This is a genomic window from Nonomuraea sp. NPDC049750 (assembly GCF_040659625.1).
Lineage (GTDB): Bacteria > Actinomycetota > Actinomycetes > Streptosporangiales > Streptosporangiaceae > Nonomuraea.
In genome coordinates this window covers 1-22,416 of record NZ_JBFANB010000030.1, presented here as the reverse complement: position 1 = coordinate 22,416, position 22,416 = coordinate 1, and the positions used below count along the sequence as shown (strand labels likewise).

The window sequence follows — 22,416 nt, the reverse complement described above, 5'->3', positions numbered from 1 at the left end:
TATCATGGGTTCTTGTGTAAGTCTGGGTCAAGAGGGAAAAATCTCCCCCGGCATGAGATTTGTCACCTCCTGTCCGGAAAGCCAGGAATTGGGGGATGCGAATGTGGGAACGCGATCGGGAATGGCACTGTGTCGAGAGCCTGCTGCGCACGATAGAGGGGGGCGCGGCCGGGACGCTGCTGGTGGACGGCGAACCGGGGGCAGGCCGGACCCGCCTACTCACCGAAGCCGCCCGCGCCGCGGGCGAGCGCCACATCAGCGTGCTCCAGGGCGGCCCGGGGGAGCTGGGCGAGCTGATCCCTTGCGGAATGCTGTACCAGGCTCTCGACCTGCGCTTCGAGCCCGCCGCCGGCGGTGATCCCGGCGACTCGCGGGCGCGTACCCTCGAACGCCTGAGATCCGGCCTCGAGGAACGGGCCACGGGACCGGTGCTGGTCGTGCTCGACGACCTGCACTGGGCGGACCCGATGACGCTGATGGTGCTGCGCGCCCTGCACCACGTGCTCGCGTCCCGGCCCATCGGCTGGCTGCTGAGCCGATCCACCGCAGTGGAACAGGGCCAGGCCGCCTTCCTGTTCGATCTCCTGGAGCGAGAAGGAGCCGCCAGAGTCGAGCTCACGCCGCTCTCGCCGGAGGCGGTCGTCGGGCTGATGACGCAGACGCTCGGGGCGTCACCCGAGCCGGCCCTGCTGGCACTGGCGGACGGCGCCGGCGGCAATCCGCTGCTGATCAGCGAGCTGCTCGCCGGTCTCCGGGACGAAGGGCGGCTGGGAGCCGGAGCCGTCCTGCCGCATGGATACGTTCCCCACCGGCTGCGCATGGTCGTCCGCCACTGGATCGAGGCGCTCAGCACGGGTGCCAGGAATCTGGTGGAGACCGTCGCCGTGCTGGGCCGGTCCTTCTCGCCGGAACAGGCCACGTCACTGCTGGGCACCACACCGGCCGCCCTGCTTCCGCTGGTCGAGGAGTGCATGGCGGCGGGCATCCTGGCCGCCACCCCACAGGGCCTCACCTTCCGCCACGAACTGGTCAGGTTCGTGGTCGCCACGCGAGTCCCGCAACCGGTACGGCACGCGCTGCTGGACCAACTCGGCGTCCGCACCCACGCCGAACCGGCGAGCCGGCCTCCGGATGTCCACGCCGGACCTTCGAGTCGGCCATCGGATGTCAACGCCGGGCCGGCAAGCCTGCCACCGGCCATCTACGCCGGACCGGCGAGTCGGTCGCCGGACGTCTCCGGCCCCGGCCCCGGCCACAGTTCCAGCCATGGCCCCGACCCTGGCCGCAGCCCCGGCCACCTGGTCGCCGTCATCGACACGGCGATCGCCGGGGGGCGGCTGCAGGAGGCCGAGCGGCTGGTCAACGAGGGCCTGGCCGATCGCGACCCGGCGGACGACCCGGCCGAACTGCGCTGCCTCCTGTCGGACATCATGTATCTGACCGGCCGGATCGAGGAAGCCCTGCGGCTGGCCGAGACGGTGCTGGCCGTGCCCGATCTGCCCGGCCACGTGCGCGACCGGGCGGTCCTGGTCCGGCTGTACGCCCTGACGCGCCTGCGGGGGTCGGGCACATCCGCCCAGGAGTACGCGTACGAGGTCCTGGAAGGCGGCTCCCGGCACGGTCCGGTGGCCACGGTCGCGGCCTTGGTCACGCTCGCGGTCGCCGAGTGGGAGGAGGGCCGGCTCTCCGAGGCACTGGCGTTCGCCGAGGATGCCCGGCGGCTGGCCGTCACGGACGAGCGGCCGGCCGGGACGGACGACTCGCCCGTGCATCGCTACGAATCCCTGCTCGTCTCCGCCGCGCTGCTCATGGACATCCACCGGCTCGACGAGGCCCGCGCCATCCTCCGGGAGGCCCGTGCGGACATGTCCGCCGACGGCCACCTGACCTGGACCGCGTACGCCTCCGCTCTGGAGGCGCGGGCCGAGCTCGCCGCGGGCCGTTTCGCCGACGCCGTCACCGAGGCGGAGAGAGCCCTGGACCTGGCCACCACCTTGGGCACCCCACTGCCCGCCACGGTGGCCAACGCCGTCCTCGCCACCGTCGCGCTACGGCGCGGCGACCTGCGCGCGGCGTCACGGTACGTCGCGGACGCAACAGGCGGCCCACTCGACGGCCATCCACGCCACACCCTGCTGACGGCACAGGTCGCCGAGGTACGCGACGGGCCACTGAGCGCGATGACGCTGCTAACGGCCCTTCCCGCTGCACGCGGGCAGGCGGATCTTCGCGCGCCACGCGGACTCGCGGACTCTCCCGTCCCGCGTGGGCAGGACTCTCCCGCCCCACCCGGGCTCGCGGACCTCCCCACGCCACTCGGCCGGCTGCGTTCGATGCTCGCCGTGGACCCTACGGCGGGTGCGTGGATGGTCCGCGTCGCCCTGGCCGCCGACGACCGTCCGGCAGCCGAGGCGGTCGTGGCCACCGTGGAGGCGCTCAGCAAGGGCAACCCGGAGTTCGCCGCGCTGGTCGCCTCGGCCGCGCACGCCCGTGGCCTGCTCGACGGCGACTGCGACGCCCTCGCCCAGGCCGCCGAGCGGACGGACGACACGTGGGGGCGGGCCTCGGCCGTGGAGGACCTCGGCATGGCGCTCGTCGCGGCCGGGCGGCACGAGGAAGCGGCCGGCAACCTGGATCGCGCCCTCGAGATCTACCAGGACCTCGGCTCCGTCAGGGATTCGGCGCGCGTCCGTAAGCGGCTGCGCGGCATGGGCGTCCGTCACCGCCACTGGAGCTACGCCGAGCGGCCGGTCTCCGGCTGGGACAGCCTCACCGAGACCGAGCGGAACATCTCACTGCTCGTCGCCGACGGATGGACCAACCGGCGGATCGCCGAGCAGACCTTCATCAGCGTGCACACGGTGGCCTTCCACCTGCGGCACGTCTACCGCAAGCTGCAGATCAACTCCCGCATCGAGCTCGTACGCCTCGTGGTGTCGCAGGAAAGGATCGAGACCGGCCCGTCCGGCGTGGCAGGAGCCTGAGCCCGTATGACCGCGCAGACGGTGATGACTACACATCTGGGGGATGTGGCGGACGGATGCCCGGTGAAGCCTCGAAAGCGTACGCACTCGTAAGCGTACGCAGAGATATCCCGCCTGAACGCGAGGAGGAGCCGTGTCTCTAGCATCCCCGGGCCCGATCACCGCGAACCGGGTCCCGGTCGCCAGTTATCCGACGTACGCCGAGGCCGAGAAGGCCGTGGACTTCCTGTCCGACCACGGGTTCCCCGTACAGGGAACGCTCATCGTAGGCGTGGGACTGCGCTCGATCGAGCGGGTGGTCTCGCGCATGACGTACCTGCGCGCCGCCGGGTTGGGCGCCGCGTCCGGAGCCTGGTTCGGTGTGCTCATCGGCCTGTTCCTGGGGATCTTCTTCGCGCCCAGGCCCTCGGCCATGGTCGGCCTGCTGCTGTGGGGCCTGCTGTGGGGGCTGATCGCCGGAGCGATCTACGGCCTGATCTCGCACTCGGTGCACGGCGGCCGCCGGGACTTCGTCTCGGAGAGCGGGCTGGTAGCCGACAAGTACGACGTCCTCGTCGAATCCGAACACGTGGCCAGGGCCCAGGAACTGCTCGGCAAGACAAGCGGCTAGCAAAAAGAAAAAAGCGGCTAGCGAAAAAAGCGGCCGGCGAAAAAAGCGGCTAGGGGGAGCTCGCCATGGCGAAAGCAGTCGGTATCGATCTCGGTACGACCAACTCGGTGATCGCCGCCACGGAGGACGGTCAGCCCACGGTCATTCCCAACGCGGAGGGGTCCCGGACGACACCGTCGGTGGTGGCGTTCACCGACCAGGGCGAACGGCTGGTCGGCCAGCTGGCCCGCCGACAGGCCATACTCAACCCTAAGGGGACGATCTACTCCGCCAAGCGGTTCATCGGCCGCCGCTACAACGAGGTCGAGAGCGAGATCCACGCGGTCTCCTTCGACGTGGTGGAAGGGCCGGACGGATCGGTACGCTTCCAGGTCGGCGACAAGCAGTACGCGCCGGAGGAGGTCTCGGCCCTGGTGCTGCGAAAGCTCGCCGCCGACGCGGCGAAGTACCTCGGCGAGAAGGTGACCGAGGCCGTCATCACCGTCCCGGCCTACTTCAACGACGCCCAGCGCCAGGCGACCAAGGACGCGGGCCGCATCGCCGGGCTGGAGGTCCTGCGGATCATCAACGAGCCGACCGCCGCCGCGCTGGCCTATGGGCTGGACAAGAAGTCCAACGAGACCGTGCTGGTCTTCGACCTGGGCGGCGGCACCTTCGACGTCAGCATCCTGGACATCGGTGAGGGGGTCGTCGAGGTACGTTCGACCTCCGGCGACGGGCACCTCGGCGGCGACGACTTCGACCGGCGGATCGTCGACTACCTGGCCGATGAGTTCCAGAAGGACCAGGGCATCGACCTGCGCCGCGACCCGCAGGCCCTGCAGCGGCTGTTCGAGGCGGCGGAGAAGGCCAAGGTCGAGCTGTCGGCGGTGACCCAGACCACGATCAGCCTGCCGTTCATCACGGCGGACGCCGCGGGGCCGAAGCACCTCAACACCACGCTCATGCGCTCCACGTTCGAGCAGATCACCGCCGACCTGGTCGAGCGCTGTGTCCATCCTGTGGAGCAGGCGATGGAGGACGCCAAGCTCAGGCCGTCGGACATCGACGAGGTGATCCTCGTCGGCGGGTCGACCCGCATGCCCGCCGTGCAGAATCTCGTACGCAGGCTCACCGGCGGCAAGGACCCCAACATGACGGTGAACCCGGACGAGGTCGTGGCCATCGGCGCGGCGATCCAGGCGGGCATCCTCAAGGGCGAGGTCGAGGACGTCGTCCTGCTCGACGTCACGCCTCTCTCGCTGGGCGTCGAGACGCTCGGCGGCGTCATGACCAAGGTCATCGAACGCAACACCACGATCCCGGCCCGCCGGACCGAGACCTTCAGCACGGCCGACGACAACCAGAACGCCGTCGACATCGTGATCCTGCAAGGGGAGCGGGAGCGCGCGGCCGACAACCGGGTGCTCGGACGCTTCCGGCTGGAGAACATCCGTCCCGCGTCCCGGGGAGAGCCGCAGATCGAGGTCACCTTCGACATCGACGCCAACGGCATTCTCAACGTCACCGCCCGCGACAAGGACACCGGTGCCGAGCAGAAGATCACCATCACCGAGAGCTCCAACCTGGACAAGCAGGACATTGAGCGGATGGTCAAGGACGCCGAGCAGCACCGTGACGAGGACGCCCGGCTCCGGGAGGCGATCGACGCCCGCAACGAGCTGGACTCGGTCGCCTACCAGGTGGAACGCCGCCTGCAGGAGCTCGGCGACGGTGTCCCCGTCCACGAGAAGGCGCGTGCCGAGCAACTCGTCCAGGACGCCCGGCAGGCGGTCAAGGAAGAGGCGCCGCTCGACCGGCTGCGCGGCCTCAGCGGCGAACTCCAGCAGGTCTATCACGGGCTCGCGGTCAGCGGCCGGCCGGAGGGCCAGGCCGGCGTACCGCCGCAGGGCAGGACGGAGGCCGCTGCCGGCCGGGACGAGGACGTGATCGACGCCGAGTTCACCACATCCGACTCGGAGTGACATGAACGGCCACGAAGACCGGACGAACCGGACGGACCAGGCCGAAGCGCCGGCTCGGCAGGCACCGGGCGCGCCCGCGAAGGCGGACGCGCCCAGGTCCACGCCCGCGAAGGCGGACGCGCCCAGGCCCACGCCCGCCGACATGCCCGTGAAGGCGCCTGCGGAACCGCCTGCCGGGGCGCCTGCGGAGACATCCGCCGACGCCTCCGCGGAGACCGACGCGAAGCTCGCCGAACTGGAGGACCGCTGGCTGCGTTCGGTCGCCGAACTGGACAACGTACGCAAACGCATCGCCCGCGACGCCGAACGGCTGCGGGCCGAGGAACGGGACAGGGTGGCGGCCGAGTGGCTGCCCATCCTGGACAACCTGGAGCTCGCCCTGGGCCACGCGGCCGGTCAGAAAGGCGAGGCGCGAGCCATCGCCGAGGGGGTGCGGGCCGTACGGGACCAGGCCCTGGCGGTGCTGTCCCGCCTCGGGTACGCCCGCCACGACGAGAGGGACGTGCCCTTCGACCCGGTCCACCACGAGGCGGTGGCCACCGTCGAACGGGACGACGTCGCGCCCGGCACCGTCGTCGAGGTGGTGCGTCCCGGTTACGGCGACGGCCAGCGGCAGCTGCGCCCCGCGGTGGTGGTCGTGTCGAAGAAGGCGGAGTGATGGTCGTCCGGCGGGACTTCTACGAAGTGCTGGGCGTCGACCGCAAGGCCGACCAGGACGAGATCCAGCGGGCCTACCGCAAGCTCGTACGCGCCAACCATCCCGACGTCAACAAGGATCCCGGGGCGGAGGACCGGTTCAAGGAGATCTCGGAGGCGTACTCCGTACTGTCCGATCCCCAAACGCGCCGCAGGTACGACGCGTTCGGTCCTGATTTCCGCCAGGTGCCGCCCGACATGGACCCCGAGCAGTACGCCCGCGCCGGGGGCGGCCGCCAGTGGCGTCCGGCGGGGGGAGAGGGCTTCGAGGGCGGCATCGACATCGAGGACCTGCTCGGCGGCATGTTCGGCGGCCGAGGTGGCCGAGGCAGCCGAGGCGGGCGCGGCTGGGGGCCGGTGCCCGGTGCCGACCAGGAGGCCGAGCTGACGCTGACGGTCGAGGAGGCGTACAAGGGCGGCAGCCGCACCATCACGCTGCCCGGCGGCCGGCGGCTGGACGTCACGATCCCTCCGGGTGTCACGAACGGCCGGCGCGTCAGACTCGCCGGTGAGGGCGGCCACGGAAGCGGCGACGCGCCGCGGGGCGATCTCTACCTCATCGTCCGGATCGCCGACCATCCCCGATACCGCGTCGAGGGACGCGACATCCACGCCGTCCTGCCGCTGGCGCCCTGGGAGGCCGCGCTGGGCGCCACGGTCGCCATCGACACGCCGGGCGGCGAGGCGAAGCTCAAGGTGCCGCCGGGCACCCCGACCGGCCGCCGCCTGCGGCTGCGCGGGCGCGGCATGCCCGACCCGCGCGGCGGCGGCGCCGGCGACTTCTTCGCCGAGGTCCGCGTCATGGTGCCGCCCCGGCTCACCGAGGAGGAGCGGCGGCTGTTCGAGCAGCTCGCCGCCGTCTCGGCCTTCGACCCGAGGGGGCGTTCATGACCTACGCACTCGTACGGCCGGCGCGCCTGGACCTGAACTCCTACGCGCGCGCCACCGGCCTGCACCCGGAGGCCATCCGCCGGCTCGTGGCGCTCGGCCTGCTCGAACCGGTCAGGGACGCCAGAGGGGAGCTGTGCTTCCCGCCCGCCCAGGTGGCCGTGGCCGCCCGGATCCAGCGGCTGCACCACGGCCTGTCGATCAACTACGCCGCCATCGGCCTGGTGATCGACCTGCTCGACCGGATCGAGGAGCTGGAAGCAAACCTGCGGCGCTTGTCTGAACGACACTAAAAGGGGGCTGGAGTGGACCCGAACCGGATGACGCAGAAATCGCAGGAGGCCCTGCACGACGCCCAGACCAAGGCCATACGCCACGGGCACACCGAGGTCGACGCCGAGCACCTCCTGCTGGCCCTGCTCGAACAACCGGAAGGGCTGGCACCTCGGCTGCTGGCGGCGGCGGGGGCGAACACGGACAGCCTGATCACCGACCTGGAGGCGGAGCTTTCGCGCCGGCCCAAGGTCAGCGGGCCGGGCACGACACCGGGCCAGGTCTTCGTCACCCAGCGGCTGTCCCGGCTGCTCGACAGCGCGGAGCGGGAGGCGAAGCGGCTCAAGGACGAGTACGTCTCCGTCGAGCATCTTCTCCTGGCCATGATCGAGGAGGGGACCTCGGGCGCCTCGGGACGGCTGCTGCACGGCCAGGGACTGACCCGCGACCGCTTCCTGGAGTCGCTCACCGCCGTCCGGGGCAACCAGCGGGTCACCTCCGCCATGCCCGAAGTGGCCTACGAGGCACTGGAGAAGTACGGGCGCGACCTGGTCGCCGAGGCCCGCGCGGACAAGCTCGACCCGGTCATCGGCCGCGACTCCGAGATCCGCCGGGTGATCCAGATCCTCTCCCGCAAGACCAAGAACAACCCTGTCCTGATCGGTGACCCCGGTGTCGGCAAGACGGCCATCGTCGAAGGGCTCGCCCAGCGGATCGTGCGCGGTGACGTCCCCGAGGGACTGCGCGACAAGACGATCTTCAGCCTGGACATGGGCTCGCTGGTGGCCGGCGCCAAGTACCGCGGGGAGTTCGAGGAACGCCTCAAGGCCGTGCTGAACGAGGTGAAGGCGGCCGAGGGCCGGATCCTGCTGTTCGTCGACGAGCTCCACACGGTGGTGGGCGCCGGGGCGACCGAAGGCGCCATGGACGCCGGCAACATGCTCAAGCCGATGCTCGCGCGCGGCGAACTGCACATGATCGGCGCGACCACGGTCGAGGAGTACCGCCGGCACATCGAGAAGGACGCGGCCCTGGAGCGGCGCTTCCAGCCGGTGCTGGTCGAGGAGCCCTCCGTGGAGGACGCCATCTCGATCCTGCGCGGACTGCGCGAGCGGCTGGAGGTCTTCCACGGGGTGAAGATCCAGGACAGCGCGCTCGTCGCCGCGGTGAATCTGAGCCACCGCTACATCGCCGACCGGTTCCTGCCGGACAAGGCGATCGACCTGGTCGACGAGGCGTGCGCGATGCTCCGTACCGAGATCGACTCCATGCCCGCCGAGCTCGACGAGCTGACCAGGCGGGTGATGCGGCTGGAGATCGAGGAGGCCGCGCTGGCCAAGGAGGACGACGTGGCGAGCCGGACCCGCCTCACCGATCTGCGCAAGGAGCTGGCCGACCTGCGCGCAGAAGCCGACGCGATGCGGGCGCAGTGGGAGGCCGAGCGCTCGGCCCTGCGCAAGGTCCAGGCCCTGCGGCAGGAGATCGAGTCCGTACGGCGGGAGGCGGAGCTGGCCGAGCGTAACTACGACCTCAACCGCGCCGCCGAGCTGCGCCACGGCAAGCTCCCCGAGCTGGAACGGCGGCTGCGTGGCGAGGAGGAGCGGCTGGACACCCGGCAGCACGGGCACCGGCTGCTGCGCGAGGTCGTGACCGAGGAGGAGATCGCCTCCATCGTCTCGCGCTGGACCGGCATCCCGGTGAGCCGGCTGAAGGAGGCGGAGCGCGAGAAGCTGCTGCGGCTGGACGAGATCCTGCACGAGCGCGTCATCGGCCAGGAGGAGGCGGTGCGGCTGGTGGCCGACGCCGTCATCCGCGCCCGCGCCGGCATCAAGGACCCCAGACGCCCCATCGGATCCTTCCTCTTCCTCGGGCCGACCGGTGTCGGCAAGACCGAGCTGGCCAAATCGCTCGCGGCGGCGCTGTTCGACACCGAGGACAACATGATCCGCATCGACATGAGCGAGTACCAGGAGCGCCACACGGTCAGCCGCCTCGTCGGCGCCCCTCCGGGCTACATCGGGTACGAGGAGGGCGGCCAGCTGACGGAGGCGGTGCGGCGCAAGCCGTACTCGGTGGTGCTGTTCGACGAGATCGAGAAGGCCCACGCGGACGTGTTCAACACGCTGCTGCAGGTCCTCGACGACGGGCGGCTGACCGACGCTCAGGGCCGTACGGTCGACTTCCGCAACACCGTGGTCATCATGACCTCCAACATCGGCTCCCAGTACCTGCTCGACGGGGTCACCTCCGACGGCGAGATCAAGCCCGAGGCGCGCGAGCGGGTGATGGGGGAGCTGCGCCGCCACTTCCGGCCCGAGTTTCTCAACAGGGTCGACGACATCGTGCTGTTCAAGCCGCTGACCGAGAACGAGATCGAGCAGATCGTCGACCTGATGTTCGACGACATCCGGTCGCGGCTGGCGGACCGGCGGCTCACCCTGGAGGTCACGGAGGCGGCGCGGCGGCTGATCGCCAACCAGGGATACGACCCGGTCTACGGCGCCCGGCCGCTGCGGCGCTTCATCGCCCGCGAGGTCGAGACCAGGATCGGCCGCGCGCTGCTCAGCGGCGACATCCCCGAGGGCTCGACCGTCACGGTCGACGTCGACAAGGGCGAGCCGACCGTCACCTTCCACGGGTCAGGGGGTTGAGCTTGCCGTGTGGTCCTCGTCGTAGATGTCGGACGCCGACCTGACGATGAGCGGGTCCGGGGTGCCGACCACCTCGTGGTCCTTGTTGTCGTAGTCGAAGCGGCTCAGCACGTGGCGCATCGCCTCCAGGCGTCCCCGCTTCTTGTCGTTGCTCTTGATGACCGTCCACGGCGCCTCGCGGATGTCGGTGTTGAGGAACATCTCCTCCTTGGCACTGGTGTAGTCGTCCCAGCGATCCAGCGAGGCCAGGTCCATCGGCGACAGCTTCCACTGCCGGACCGGATCGACCTGCCGGATGATGAACCGGGTGCGCTGCTCCGAGCGCGTCACCGAGAACCAGAGCTTGACCAGGTGGATGCCGTCGCGCACCAGCGCCCGCTCGAACTGCGGCACCTGCACCATGAACTCCCGGCACTCGGCCTCGGTGCAGAACCCCATCACCCGCTCGACCCCGGCGCGGTTGTACCAGGACCGGTCGAACAGCACGATCTCCCCGGCCGCGGGCAGATGGGCGATGTAGCGCTGCAGGTACCACTGGGTACGCTCCCGCTCGGACGGCTTCTCCAGCGCCACCACGGTGGCCCCGCGCGGGTTGAGATGCTCCATGAACCGCTTGATCGTGCCGCCCTTGCCCGCCGCGTCACGCCCCTCGAACAGGATCACCAGGCGCTGCCCGTTGGCCTTGACCCAGTACTGCAGCTTCAGCAGTTCGATCTGCAACAGCCGCTTGTCGTGGTCGTACTTCTCCCGCGGCAGCCGCTCGGGATAGGGATAGTGCTCACGCCAGGTGTCGACCCGGCTGCCGTCCGGCCGCAGCAGCACCGGATCGTCGTCGTCGCTGTCGTCCACCAGCAGCCCTGGGGTGGAGTCCAGCAGAGAAACCCGCTCCATAACAACCGACTTGCCCAAAAAACGCCCGGTAAAGCGGTATGTGCGAGGCGGACAGTTGAACGCTTGATGTCCGTCCGAGGTCGTCCATTCGACCGCCGGGGCGGCGCTGTCAGGGGCGTCAATCGCGCTGGCCGACACGCTCGGCGCAGTCAGGGGCGCTGATCGCCCTGGTCGACGCGGCGGGCGCTCAGGCGGTCGGGGTCCGGCCAGTGCACGCCGTGGGCCCAGCCCGCCAGCTCGAACCATCGGATCAGCCGGGCGCTGGGGTCGAGTTGCCCGCTGAGCACCCCGTGCCGCGCGCAGGTCGGCTCCACGTGGTGCCAGTTGTGCCAGCCCTCGCCGAGCGTCAGCAACGCCACCCACCGGACGTTCGACGAGCGGTCCCGGGTACGGAACGGGCGATCACCGAAGGTGTGCGCGATGGAGTTCACCGACCACGTGACATGGTGTACCACGGCGTAGCGGACCAGCCCGCCCCAGAACAACGCCGTCCACGCGCCCGCCCACGACATCGACCACAGCCCGCCCACTGCCGCCGGCAGCGCGAACGACAACGCCGCCACGGCCGGATAGGCGGCGTCGAACCGCCGCACGTCCGGGTCGGCCAGCAGGTCGGGCACCCAGTGCCGGCGGCTGGAGCGGTCGCGTGCGGTGTAGAACCAGCCGATGTGGGCGTGCGCCATGCCGCGCAGCAGGGCCAGGCCGCTGTCGCCGTAACGCCACGGCGAGTGCGGGTCGCCCTCGCGGTCGGCGTACTTGTGGTGCCGGCGGTGCTCGGCCGTCCACAGGGTGACCGGGCCCTCGACCGCCATGCCGCCGGCCAGCATGAGCGCGACCCGCAGCGGCCGGTTGCACCTGAAGGCGCGGTGGGTGAAGAGCCGGTGGTAGCCGATGGCGATCCCGAAGATGCTGACCAGGTACATCACCACCGCGATCACCACGTCATGCGGGCCGACGCCCCATCCCCAGGCGGCGGGCACGGCCAGGACGGGAAGCAGCACGGGCAGCACCACCAGGACGATCAGATAGACGGTCCGGCGGCCGGTGGTGGCCGTCACCGTCTCCGTCCTGCCCGAATCCGTCCTGCCCGAATCCGTGGCGTCCGAGCCCGCCCTGCCCGAATCCGGCTGCGGGATGGATGACGAGCTCACACTGCCTCCCATGATCGGCGAGGACGATTGGGCTCCTCATTCAACGGCCGCGTCCCCAGCGCACGGCAATGACCTGGAAGTGATGAACCCGTCACTCAGGGGAATCAAAACACTCCATAGGGTAGTCACCAAGAAATGGGTATCGCATGCCTAGTTGCGGCTACAGACCGTAATGATCTTTGTTCGCTCCGGCGTCGGACAGAAGGGCCATACGGCATGGGTGCTGTCGATCAGACAACCACGGGCGGCCATCTGGAGAGATACGACGAGGCGCTGGCGCGTGATCCGATCTCCGCGTTCGGCCTGGTCCGGGAGTGGTTGCGCAGCGACTGGCGGGCCCTGTTCGCCGAGCTGCGCGAGCGCCGCCCCATCTTCGTCACGCCCGCCTTCACGGTCGTGACCCGCTTCGCCGACGTCACCGAGGTGCTCTCCCGCGAGACGGTCTTCTCCGTACGCGCCTTCGGTCCCCGTCTCGACGCCGCCCTGGGCGGCCCCTTCATGCTGGGCCGGGACGCCACCCCGATGAACTGGCGGGACAAAGGGCTGATGCAGGTCATGCTCGACCCGCGCGACGTGGCCGGGGTGCGCGAGCTGGCCGGGCGCCTGGCCGACGAGCGGCTCGACATCGCCTGGCCGTCCGGCGGCGTCGAAGCGGTCCACGGGCTGTTCCGCCCCGTCGCCCTGGGCGTGTCCGCGACCTACTTCGGCTTCCCCGGCCCCGACGCGCAGACCCTGTCGCGGTGGACGCGGGCCATCGTCACCGACGGCTTCGCCAACTTCCTGGGCGATCCGAAGATCCAGGCCGCGTCGGTCCGCGCGGGTTCGGAGATGATCGCCTACCTGCGCGAGCGGCTCACCGAACGCCGGGCCGCGCTGCGGGCGGGACGGCGCCTGCCCGACGACGTCTTCACCCGGCTCGCCGCCACCGCCCTGCCCGCCGAGATCGGCGTGGACGACGAACGCATCCTGATCAACATGGCCGGCCTGCCGCTGGGGTTCGTGGAGAGCGCGCCCGGAGCCATGGTCGAGGCGGTCGAGCAGCTTCTGCTGCGCCCGGAGGTGCTGGCTCAGGCCATCGAGGCCGCCGGCGACCCCGACCCCGCCCCCTTCGACCGTCATGTCTGGGAGGCGCTGCGGTTCAACCCGTTCTTCAAGCTGCTGCCCCGGCTGTGCGAGCGCGACTACGTCCTGGCCGCCGGCACCCCCCGCGCCACGATGATCCCGGCGGGCACGCTCGTGCTCGCCGCGCCGGCCTCGGCCATGTTCGACGCGGACGTGGTGGCCCAGCCCGAGGAGTTCCGCCTCGACCGGCCGGGCCACCATCAGCTGTTCTTCGGTTTCGGTCAGCACGCCTGCCTGGGCGTGCATCCGGCCAGGGCCGTCATCTGCGAGGCCGTACGCCGGCTGCTGCTGCGTCCCGGGGTGCGCCTGCTCCCGCCGCCGGAGGGGCGGGTCGTCCGGGCCGGCGGGATCTTCCCCGACCGGTTCGTCCTCGGGCTCGGCGCCGAAGGCCAGGAACAATGACGATGGCCAAGCGCCGGACCACGGCGAAGAGCCGGACGACGGCGCGGAGCATCGCCACCGACGGGGCGGTCAACCGGCTTAGGTTCCTGGCGCTGACCAACGGCCGGCCATTCTGGGATCTCGTCCAGTCCATCCAGCCCGTACGGCGGCGCCTCAACGCCCTGCTGATCGACCAGGCGGTCCGCGAGATGCCGCCACGGCCGGAGCCGCTGAGCACGATGGCCGACTACACCTCATGGGCCTCGCTGACCGACCGCACCTACAGCGGCAGGCACCTGCCCCCGCTCGCGGTGCCCGAGAGCGCCCGGCCCACCCCCGAGAAGGCCGCAGACCTGTTCACCCGTGGCGAGAGCATGATCCCGTGCCCGCGCTCCACGGTGCTGTTCGCCTACTTCGCCCAGTGGTTCACCGACGGCTTCCTGCGCGGTGACGTCCACCTCCCGCGCGACCCCCGCAAGAACAGCTCCAATCACCACATCGACCTCAACCAGGTCTACGGCCTGCACGAGACGGCGACGGCGGCGCTCCGTACCTTCCAGGGCGGGCTGCTCAAGAGCCAGTTCATCAACGGCGGGGAGTTCCCGCCCTACCTGTGCGAGAACGGCAAGATCAAACCGGAGTTCGCCGCCCTGAGCGTCATCCGCTTCGCCGAGCTCACCGACCAGCAGCGCGACACCCTGTTCGCGACCGGGAGCGACCGGGGCAACATCCAGCTCGGCTTCACCATGCTGACGGTGCTGTTCCTGCGCGAGCACAACAGGGTGGCCCGCCTGCTCGGCCAGCTCTGCCCGCGCTGGGACGACGAGCGCCTGTTCCAGACGGCGCGCAACATCCTCATCGTGCTGCTGATCAAGCTGGTCGTCGAGGAGTACATCAACCACATCACGCCCTACCACTTCCGCTTCACCCTGGACTCGCGCCTGTCGGCGAAGCTGGCCCACGTGCCCTGGCACCGCGAGAACTGGGCCTCGGTGGAGTTCAACCTCGTCTACCGCTGGCACAGCCTGATCCCCTCCCAGCTGTCGGTGGGCGGCCACGACCTGCCGATGGCGCGGACCCTTCTCGGCGGCGCGCTGATCCCCGAGCACGGCCTCGGCCGGCTCTTCGAGGACGCCTCCCGCCAGCGCGCCGGCCGCGTCGGCCTGTTCAACACCGACCCCCTCCTGAGGGAGGTGGACGTGGCCAGCATCGCCGACTCGCGCACGCTCGGCCTGGCCCCCTACAACAGCTACCGCGAACACTGCAGGTTCCCCCGGGTGCGCGGTTTCGACCAGGTCTCCGGCGACGAGCGGGTCAGCGGCGCGCTGCGGGAGCTCTACCGAAGCGTCGACGACCTCGACCTTTACGTCGGCCTGTTCGCCGAGGAGCCCGGCAACCCGGACGCCATCCTGCCGCCGCTGCTCACGAAGATCATCGCCATCGACGCTTTCTCCCAGGCGCTGACCAATCCGCTGCTGGCCCCGCGGGTGTCCAACGCGGCGACCTTCTCCCCGCACGGCATGCGGATCATCGCGAGCACGCGGACGCTGTCGGACGTGCTGCACCGCAACGTCCCGGAGGATCCGAGCCCCCGCTTCGTCAGCATGACGCGACGGACGGCCCGATGAGCGGCCCTCCGGTCGGCCCAACGGGCGGCCCGTCGAGTGCCTCGGTGAGTGGTTGGGCGGGAGGCTCGGTGAGAGGTGGGAGCGACCCGGCCGCCGGGTCGATGCGTGCCGCGGCCCGTGAGCTGGTCGACATCGGGGTCACGATCCGGGAGGCGGCGGGCCACGCCACGGCCGCGCTCACCGACGGCGCCCTGCTGCGCGCCCTGCCGCACGCCCCCTCAGCGGGTTACCTGGCCCACCGCGCGCTGCTGCGCGCCATCACCAACGGCGCGGGGCTGGGCTACGCGCTCACCGGCGGCCCGCTGGGCACCCTGGCGGCCAAGCTCGGCGGCATGGCGGGCACGGAGAGCCTGGCCGTACGCGTGCTGGCCACCTCGCTGCGGCTGCGGATCGCCGCCGTCGCCCTCGACCACCCCGAGCTGAGCACCGACCCCATGCTCGGCCGGCTCATCGAGGCCGCCGCCGCCGACCGCGACCTGGAGGCCGTCCGCGCGCTGCGCGCCCTGCTCAAGGACCGCGGCGCCGTACGCGCGCTCAGCGCCCTCGCCCCGGTCTTCGGCGAGGTCCTCGCCCTGCGGGCGCTGCTCGACGAGAACCCGCTCAACGACGACACCGCCTGGCTGATCGCGACGGGCAAGGGCTACGCCACCGCCGACCCGATCACCGGCATGAGCAACAGGATGGTCGCCGTCCTCGACACGGGGGAGGGGGCGGCGCGCCGGGTCGAGCTGTCCGCGGCCGAATCCGCGCGGCTGAGCCCGCAGGGCTCGCTGCTCGGGTTCCTGCGCAACATCAGCGTGGTCGGTACGACGGGACGGGTGCTCATCCAGAGCGTGGCGGGCCTCGACGGAGCGGTGCGTCACGTCGTCCAGGCGCCCGGCATGCGGGCGGGACGGCTCGACGGCGAATCGCCCCAGGACCTGCTCGGCGCCTTCAGCAGCGCCGTGCTGGACAGCAGCCCCTACAGCCGCGCGCTGGCCAAGGCCATCGACGACTACGGTCTGCCCCAAGGCGCCGAGCTGGCACTCATCGGCCACAGCGCGGGCGGCGCGGCCATCATGAACCTGGCCCAGGACGCGGAGTTCTGCGCCCGCTACACCGTCACGCACGCCGTCGCGGTCGGCTCGCCCGTCGACTTCAAGCGGCCCGCCGACCCGCGCACCTGGGTCGCCAGCGTCACCAACCAGCACGACATCGTCCCCACCCTCGACGGGCAGGGCGCGGGCACCTGCTTCGACCTGCATCCCGACTGGTACGTCGTGGACTACTTCGACGCCACCCACCTGTTCCCGCTCTGCCACAGCATCGAGCACTACATCGCCAACATCGCCGACGACCTGCCCGAGGCGCGTCGCCGGATCGACGGGCGGCTCGGGCCGTTCCGGGGGCAGGTCGTCCGCTCGCAGGCGTACCGGCTGTCCGACCGAGCCCCCCGCCCCGCCGGCTCGCCCTTCCTCACGGTGCCCACGTATGCCATGAACGGGATCGAGCTGCCGATCAGGTGCCACAACGGCAGCGGCCTCACGGCCTACTTCGCCGCGGACCCGGCCGGGGCGGCGGCACTGCTGGAGGGGACCGGGTTCGGGCCCGCCGTACGGGTCGGCGGGCGCGCCTTGGTCGCCGTGCACGCCTCCTGGGACCGGCGTACCAGCGCGGGCGGCGGCTACCGCGAGCTCCACCTCGGGATCGTCGTACCCGGCCCGTGGCGGTCGAGGTCGCCGCGCGTCTGGCTCGATCTGCCGCGCGGGGCCGACCGTCGGCGCTCCGGCAGCTTCCTGGCCGGCTCCGTGATCGACGCCGCCGCCCTCGGCGCCGTGGCGCCACGGCTGTGGGGCGGCGAGCCGTACCTGGTGCCGCTGGAGTTCGAGCTCACCTCCGGTTACGCGCGCATCGCCGTCGGCGGCCTCGACGACCGGCTGCTCACGCTGAGCGGGGTCCTCGGCCCCTGGCTGCCCGTGAGCGACCGCGACCTGGTCGGCTACGCGCGGGGGGCGGAGGGCGGCGCGCTGCGCTCCTGCGTACGGACTCGCGGCCTGGGCCGCCTGCATCCCGTGCCACGGCTCCGGCTGGCCGTGGCGCCGGGGTCGGCGCACCCGCTGGCCCGCCAGCTTCGGGAGCTGGGCCTCGACGGCGCCCGCCCGCTGCTGTGCCTGTCGGCCACCGCCCGCCAGACGCTCCGCGACGCCGCCGCCCCGCTTCCGACCCCCTGAGCGGCCGACCTCCCCTGAGCTGCCGCCCCGCTGCGCTATCGCCCCACGAGCGTTATCCGACCCCCGAACCGCCAGGTACCTGCGCTCCCGACTCCCTGAGCGGCCGACCCCCCGACCGGAGGACCGATGACAGCCGATCCCGCGGCGATCGCCGCCCACGCCGCATTCCTGCAGGCCGACATCCGCGCGCTGGCCGACTGCGCCGTACGTCTGCGCCAGATCGAGGCCAAGCTGGCCGGTGGGACGCCGCCATGGCTGCGCGAGGCGATCGACGCCCACGTCGCCGCCTGCGCGGCGGCCGCCGCCGACCTGACCACGGCGGCGGCGCACCTGCGCCACTACGCCGGGCGGGCGCGCCACTGACGCGCCCGCCCGCCGACTGTGCTCAGCCCGCCTCGTGTACGGCTCGGGCCGCGCTGAGCCCCGACTCCAGGGCGCCCTCGATCCACGCGTGCCACAGTGAGCAGTGCTCGCCGGCGAAGTGCACGCGGCCCTCCGGCGCCATGATCGCGTCATGCAGACTGCTCTGCTGGTGCGGCTCGAACAGGGCGAAGGCGCCGGCCGCGTAGGGGTCGTTGTACCAGGCGTGCGTGACGCCGAACTCGAAGTGGTCGTAGATGTGGGGATGGATCTTGGCGACGTCCTCGAGCGCCTGGTCGATCCGCTTCTGCGAGGACATCGCGCCCCAGCGCAGCGCGTCCTGGCCCCAGGTGTAGCTGGCCAGCATGATCGAGCGTTCGTCGGGGACGGGATGCGAGGGATAGCAGATGCGCCGGATCGGCAGGTCGGTGACCGTGGTGCCGCCGATGATGCCGTCGGTCTGCTCCCAGAACGGCCGCCGCACCTGGAAGAGGATCTTGGTGGAGGCGTTGTAGTTGAGTTCGCGGATGGCGCGCTGCTTGCGGCGGGAGAAGGCGGGCCGGGTCTCGACGTCGCGCAGCACCGAGAACGGGATCGTGCAGATGGCGTAGTCGCCGGTGAGCGTCGTCCGGCCCGATCCGGTCTTGAGGTGCAGGGTGACCGAGTGGTCGTCCTGCTCGATGGCGGAGACCTCGTGACCGAACCGGATGTGGTTCCTGAGCTCGTGGTAGAAGGCGGTCGGCAACCGGTCGGCGCCGCCCTCGATCTCCTGCATGTCCTCGAACGCGCGCCCGATGATCTCGCGGAACTGCTCGATGACCGCCGCGTTGAGGTTGGCCTCCCGGAAGCTCATGACGCCGTAGAGCTCGATGGCCCCCTCGGAGAATCCACGCTCGCGAAGGAAGCTGCGGATGGAGTAGCGGTCATATTCCGCGCAGATGCGGTCGAGCGCGTTCTCGCCCTCCTGCGCGTAGAGGTCGTGGATCTCCTGGGTGGCGGTGCGCCACAGGTCCTCGTAGGTGCGGCCATGCTCGTGCTCGGCCAGGCCGAAGTCGATGATGTCGGGGTTGTCGTTGAGCTCCTTGATCGTGGTCCTGATGCCCTGGATGTAGGCCAGGGCGCGGGGGTTGCCCATGACGAACGGCCGCAGGGTCAGCCCGAACCTCTCGCAGTAGGCGAGTGTGAGGTCGTGCACGCGTGGGATCCGCATCGCGCCCGCCTCGGCGTAGAGGCCGGGCGCGAATCCGCGCAGGGTGAGCACGCGCCCGCCGACCCGCTGCTGGGCTTCCAGGACGATGGGCTCGTGCCCCTGTCGCATCAGCTCGTAGGCGGCGACCAGACCGGCCATTCCGCCACCGATGATCAGTACGCGTTTGTGCGGCCGGCCGCCGGCGGCCAGTCCGTGCTCGGCCGCCGCGACCAGGTCCGCGGGCACTCTGAGGTCGTGACTCGGTCGTGGCGCTCCGGCGGCCATGAGCTCCGCGGGCATGGCCGTACCGAGCGCTGTCGACGGGTTCTCTTCCAGGGGGTCACACTCCTTCGTCGTCACCTAAAGCACATTTATGATCGCTCTAAGTGACGATGAGCGCCAGGGGTGAGCTCGTACGGACTGCGACCCGCGCGTTGTGGTCAGGGGCGGATGGCGCCGAGGAGGCGGGCACGCCAGTAGTCGTCGAGGTCGACCACCTTGACGACGTCCCCGGTCTGCGGCGCGTGGACCATCTTGCCGTTGCCCACGTACATCCCCATGTGGCCCAGCCCTCTGCTGAAGAGCAGGTCGCCGGGCCGCAGCTTGTCGAGTGACACGCGACGGCTCGCGCCCCAGCTCCACTGGGTGTACGTCGTGCGGGGGATCCCGACCCCCGCGGCCCGCCAGGCGGCCTGGGTGAGACCGGAGCAGTCGTAGGAGCCGGGACCCGTGGCGCCGTACCGGTACGGCTTGCCGACCTGGGCGAAGGCGAACTGGAGCGCGGCGAGGGCGTTGCCGGAGGCCGGCCCGGTGTACTTGATGCCGGTGCTGTTGGGGTTGCCGGTCTGGAAGGCACCCAGCTTGCGCAAGATCTTGGTCTGCTCGGCGATGAGCTTCTCGACCTCCGTCTTCTGCCCGCGCACCTTGTCGCGCGCCGCGTCGGTCTCGGCCAGGACGGTCTTGGCGTCGTCGCGCCGATCGCGCAGGTCCTTGGTGGTCGCCTCGTAGGCGCGGAGTTTCGCCGCCCTGTCCTGCGCCATCTGATCGAGGGCGGCCATGCCGCCCAGGGTCGCCTCGGGGGTGCCCTCGACGACGAAGCGTTGCCAGCCAGCGAACTCGCCGAACTGATAGTTGCTCACCGCCACCGCGGCGAGGTCTCTGCGCAGGGCGTCGGCCTGTACGCCCTTGCGGCCGACTTCGGCGTTGAGGGCGTCGTACTTCGTCTTGGCCTTCTGGTAGCTCTCGGTGGCCTGGTTGTACTCCTCGACCACCTTGTCGGCCTGCTCGTTCAGCTTGACCAGCTTGGCTCTGGCCTTGGCCTTGGCCTGCGGGGTGGGCGCCGGCTCGGCGACGGCGCTCCCCGGGGCGGTGGCGGCCCATGCGAGCGACGCCAGCGCCGCGGCCATAGCCATCCGCCCAAGCCTTGTCGGCACGGCCACTACGATGCCTCCTCGTAACAGTCCACCGTTGGCCGGAACCGTACAGAAGTGATGGCCTGTTCGGCGCGGGGACGGCCTGCGCGGTTCCGTACTAACGGCGATAGGGGTGTGGTGCGCCGACCCATGAGGAGATACGCGCACGAACCCCGGGACGTTCAGTGGGCAACCGAGCGGACATGAATGCGCCCCGGCATCGCGGGTGCGATGCCGGGGCGCCAGGTACTGCTATCAGCTTCGTGTCGCTGTCAGCTTCATGCTGCGGTCAGAAGTGGGACTTGACCCGGAAGGTGTCCTCGATGCCGCAGGACGGTCCGTTCTGTCCGTCGAAGCGGACGGAGTCGAAGAAGTCGCGGTAGGTGGAGAAGAAGTTGCCCTTGCCGCCCGGAGACGTCACCGCCGAGCAGCCGCCGTAATTGGCTTCGGAGTAGAGGTGGATCCAGGAGCTCGTCCGGTTCCAGTCGGACTTGCCCCGGTCGGCCATGTTCAAGGCGGCCAGATCCGGCGTGTCGCTCTGGATCTCGATGATGTCGCCCGTGCCGTCGAGGCCGGAGAACATGCAGTAGTTGCCGTCATGGCACCGGTCGTAGCCCGTGGCGGCCTGGGCGGGAATGGTCGGCAGGATGGCCAGCGCGGCGGCTGCGATCGGTAGCGCGAGCATCTGAAGCTTCTTGCCCATTGCCCCTCTTCACGTGAAACTTTCCTTCGATGATGGGTCGAACATACATGATGCGATCTTCCCGACGGAAGAGTTGTGATCGAGGGAAAGGCCGTGTCACACGGGCATGCGCGGCTCCGGCGTCACGGGCCGGGGTGCCTCCGGGGCCGCGAGGTCGGCCAGCCGACCGGCCAGCAGCGCGGCCAGGATCACCCCTCCCGTGACGAGCATGAACACCCAGAACGGCGTGCCCCAGATCGCCAGCTGCGCCTGGACCAGCGACAGGAACAGCACCGCGAGCACGGTGCCCGCCACGCCGCCCCGCTTGCCGTGCACGCTGATCCCGCCCAGCAGGACCGCGGCCAGGGCCGTCATGGTGGTGGTCCAGCCCGAGGCGGGGCTCGCCGCGTGGAGGCGGGTCAGCAGCGCCACTCCGCCCAGGGCGGCGAGCAGGCTCGACCCGCCCAGCCCGACGATGGCGCCGAGCCACACCGACTTCAGGCGCAGGGCGCTCCAGGCCAGCGCGCCGCCCAAGGACACGATGACGAACAGCACGAACCACACAAAGCCCGGAAAGTCACCGCCGGGCTGGAAGAAGACGGTCTGGCCGTCCGCTATCGCGATGACCACCGCCTCGCAGGCCACGGCCGCGCCGAGAGTCACGGCCCACGCCGGAGCCGAGAGCGCGGCGACGAACAGGCCCAGCACGAGCCCGCCGACCGTGGCGAGCACGATCGCGATGATCGCCGCGGCCCAGCCCAGTCCCTGTGTCGCCAGTGACGCGGTGACCATGCCGGTGAGAGCGGAGATCGACCCGACGGCCACGTTGGGCGTCCCGGCGCGGAACGAGAGTGCCAGCCCTGTCGCCACCAGCCCCAAGGGCCCGGCCTGCGCCAGCACGTTGACCAGATGCACGCTCGGCGCGCTCAGCAGCGCTACCACGATCATCCCGATCGTGGCGAGTCCGAGCAGACCTTCCCAGACGAGAACGACAACTCGCATAGGGGCGATCATCCTCGCGTGTATGACAGCAATTCAAGGGCATTCGGACGGGTTGCGGAGAGGGTAGCCCCGATGGCGGGCGTCGTCACCGGCGGCTCCACAGCTCGAGGTGTATCGCTCACGTGTTCTACCCAAAGACGCCAACTCTTGGTAGCGTTACGGTCACATATCGTGGTGGCGGGGGGTGGGCAGGGTGCAGGTTGGGCTCCAGCCCGTGCGGTACACGCGTCGATGCCGCCTGGTCACCCATCACCTGATGGGGGCGGTGGGTGAGTAGGCTCACCGCGACCGCTCCCTGCACCGCCCATGCCGCCGTGGTGGA

Annotated in this window: 17 protein-coding genes; 11 read left to right on the top strand and 6 right to left on the bottom strand. The window is 70.6% G+C overall.

The annotated features are described in order from the left end of the window. Positions 1 to 95 precede the first annotated feature (95 nt). The 7 genes from AB0J16_RS46730 to clpB all read left to right on the top strand — a co-directional run bounded on the left by AB0J16_RS46730 (position 96) and on the right by clpB (position 10,066). Positions 96 to 2,984 carry an AAA family ATPase gene (locus AB0J16_RS46730; RefSeq protein WP_358552275.1) on the top strand — a complete coding sequence of 963 codons (2,889 nt, stop codon included), beginning with the start codon at positions 96 to 98 and terminating at the stop codon, positions 2,982 to 2,984. 133 nt (positions 2,985 to 3,117) lie between these two features. After that, complete coding sequence (locus tag AB0J16_RS46725) at positions 3,118 to 3,594, top strand: general stress protein (RefSeq protein ID WP_357954175.1); 477 nt, start codon at positions 3,118 to 3,120, stop codon at positions 3,592 to 3,594. A 65-nt stretch (positions 3,595 to 3,659) separates the two neighbouring features. After that, a complete protein-coding gene (gene dnaK, locus AB0J16_RS46720; protein ID WP_358552273.1) occupies positions 3,660 to 5,558 on the top strand; it encodes a molecular chaperone DnaK in 1,899 nt (632 codons plus the stop codon). Position 5,559: 1 nt separating this feature from the next. Continuing rightward, on the top strand, positions 5,560 to 6,216 hold the full coding sequence (grpE, locus tag AB0J16_RS46715; RefSeq protein WP_358552271.1) for a nucleotide exchange factor GrpE: 657 nt from the start codon (positions 5,560 to 5,562) through the stop codon (positions 6,214 to 6,216). Continuing rightward, complete coding sequence (locus tag AB0J16_RS46710) at positions 6,216 to 7,145, top strand: DnaJ C-terminal domain-containing protein (protein WP_358552269.1); 930 nt, start codon at positions 6,216 to 6,218, stop codon at positions 7,143 to 7,145. Before grpE ends, AB0J16_RS46710 begins: the two co-directional genes overlap by 1 nt. Further along, on the top strand, positions 7,142 to 7,435 hold the full coding sequence (locus AB0J16_RS46705) for a chaperone modulator CbpM (protein ID WP_358552267.1): 294 nt from the start codon (positions 7,142 to 7,144) through the stop codon (positions 7,433 to 7,435). The genes AB0J16_RS46710 and AB0J16_RS46705 overlap by 4 nt, the downstream gene beginning before the upstream one ends. Before the next feature lie 12 nt (positions 7,436 to 7,447). Continuing rightward, positions 7,448 to 10,066, top strand: a complete 2,619-nt coding sequence (clpB, locus tag AB0J16_RS46700) for an ATP-dependent chaperone ClpB (protein ID WP_358552265.1) — start codon at positions 7,448 to 7,450, stop codon at positions 10,064 to 10,066. Here the strand turns inward: clpB and ppk2 are convergent. Both ppk2 and AB0J16_RS46690 read right to left on the bottom strand, forming a co-directional pair. Beyond that, complete coding sequence (ppk2, locus tag AB0J16_RS46695) at positions 10,055 to 10,957, bottom strand: polyphosphate kinase 2 (protein WP_358552263.1); 903 nt, start codon at positions 10,955 to 10,957, stop codon at positions 10,055 to 10,057. The two genes, clpB and ppk2, sit on opposite strands and share 12 nt — an antisense overlap. A gap of 149 nt (positions 10,958 to 11,106) precedes the next feature. Next, positions 11,107 to 12,108 carry an acyl-CoA desaturase gene (locus AB0J16_RS46690; protein ID WP_358552261.1) on the bottom strand — a complete coding sequence of 334 codons (1,002 nt, stop codon included), beginning with the start codon at positions 12,106 to 12,108 and terminating at the stop codon, positions 11,107 to 11,109. A 216-nt stretch (positions 12,109 to 12,324) separates the two neighbouring features. Between AB0J16_RS46690 and AB0J16_RS46685 the strand changes: the two genes are divergently transcribed. From AB0J16_RS46685 to AB0J16_RS46670, 4 genes are all read left to right on the top strand, one after another. Further along, positions 12,325 to 13,632, top strand: coding sequence for a cytochrome P450 (locus AB0J16_RS46685; RefSeq protein ID WP_358552259.1), 1,308 nt, complete (start codon positions 12,325 to 12,327; stop codon positions 13,630 to 13,632). Between the two features lie 2 nt (positions 13,633 to 13,634). Next, positions 13,635 to 15,239, top strand: a complete 1,605-nt coding sequence (locus tag AB0J16_RS46680; protein WP_358552257.1) for a peroxidase family protein — start codon at positions 13,635 to 13,637, stop codon at positions 15,237 to 15,239. Between the two features lie 68 nt (positions 15,240 to 15,307). Then, the gene (locus AB0J16_RS46675) at positions 15,308 to 17,449 is read left to right on the top strand and encodes a hypothetical protein (protein WP_358552255.1); all 2,142 of its coding nucleotides are present in this window, start codon (positions 15,308 to 15,310) and stop codon (positions 17,447 to 17,449) included. Positions 17,450 to 17,575: 126 nt separating this feature from the next. Continuing rightward, a complete protein-coding gene (locus AB0J16_RS46670; protein WP_358552253.1) occupies positions 17,576 to 17,812 on the top strand; it encodes a hypothetical protein in 237 nt (78 codons plus the stop codon). A 22-nt stretch (positions 17,813 to 17,834) separates the two neighbouring features. On the opposite strand, the gene AB0J16_RS46665 is transcribed toward AB0J16_RS46670, so the two are convergent. The 4 genes from AB0J16_RS46665 to AB0J16_RS46650 all read right to left on the bottom strand — a co-directional run bounded on the left by AB0J16_RS46665 (position 17,835) and on the right by AB0J16_RS46650 (position 22,094). Then, complete coding sequence (locus tag AB0J16_RS46665) at positions 17,835 to 19,358, bottom strand: flavin monoamine oxidase family protein (RefSeq protein ID WP_358552251.1); 1,524 nt, start codon at positions 19,356 to 19,358, stop codon at positions 17,835 to 17,837. Between the two features lie 80 nt (positions 19,359 to 19,438). Continuing rightward, a complete protein-coding gene (locus tag AB0J16_RS46660) occupies positions 19,439 to 20,431 on the bottom strand; it encodes an NlpC/P60 family protein (RefSeq protein ID WP_358552249.1) in 993 nt (330 codons plus the stop codon). 268 nt (positions 20,432 to 20,699) lie between these two features. After that, the gene (locus tag AB0J16_RS46655) at positions 20,700 to 21,113 is read right to left on the bottom strand and encodes a peptidase inhibitor family I36 protein (protein WP_358552247.1); all 414 of its coding nucleotides are present in this window, start codon (positions 21,111 to 21,113) and stop codon (positions 20,700 to 20,702) included. Positions 21,114 to 21,209: 96 nt separating this feature from the next. After that, positions 21,210 to 22,094 (bottom strand): hypothetical protein, encoded by an 885-nt coding sequence (locus AB0J16_RS46650; RefSeq protein WP_358552245.1) that lies wholly within the window; start codon positions 22,092 to 22,094, stop codon positions 21,210 to 21,212. Positions 22,095 to 22,416 lie beyond the last annotated feature (322 nt).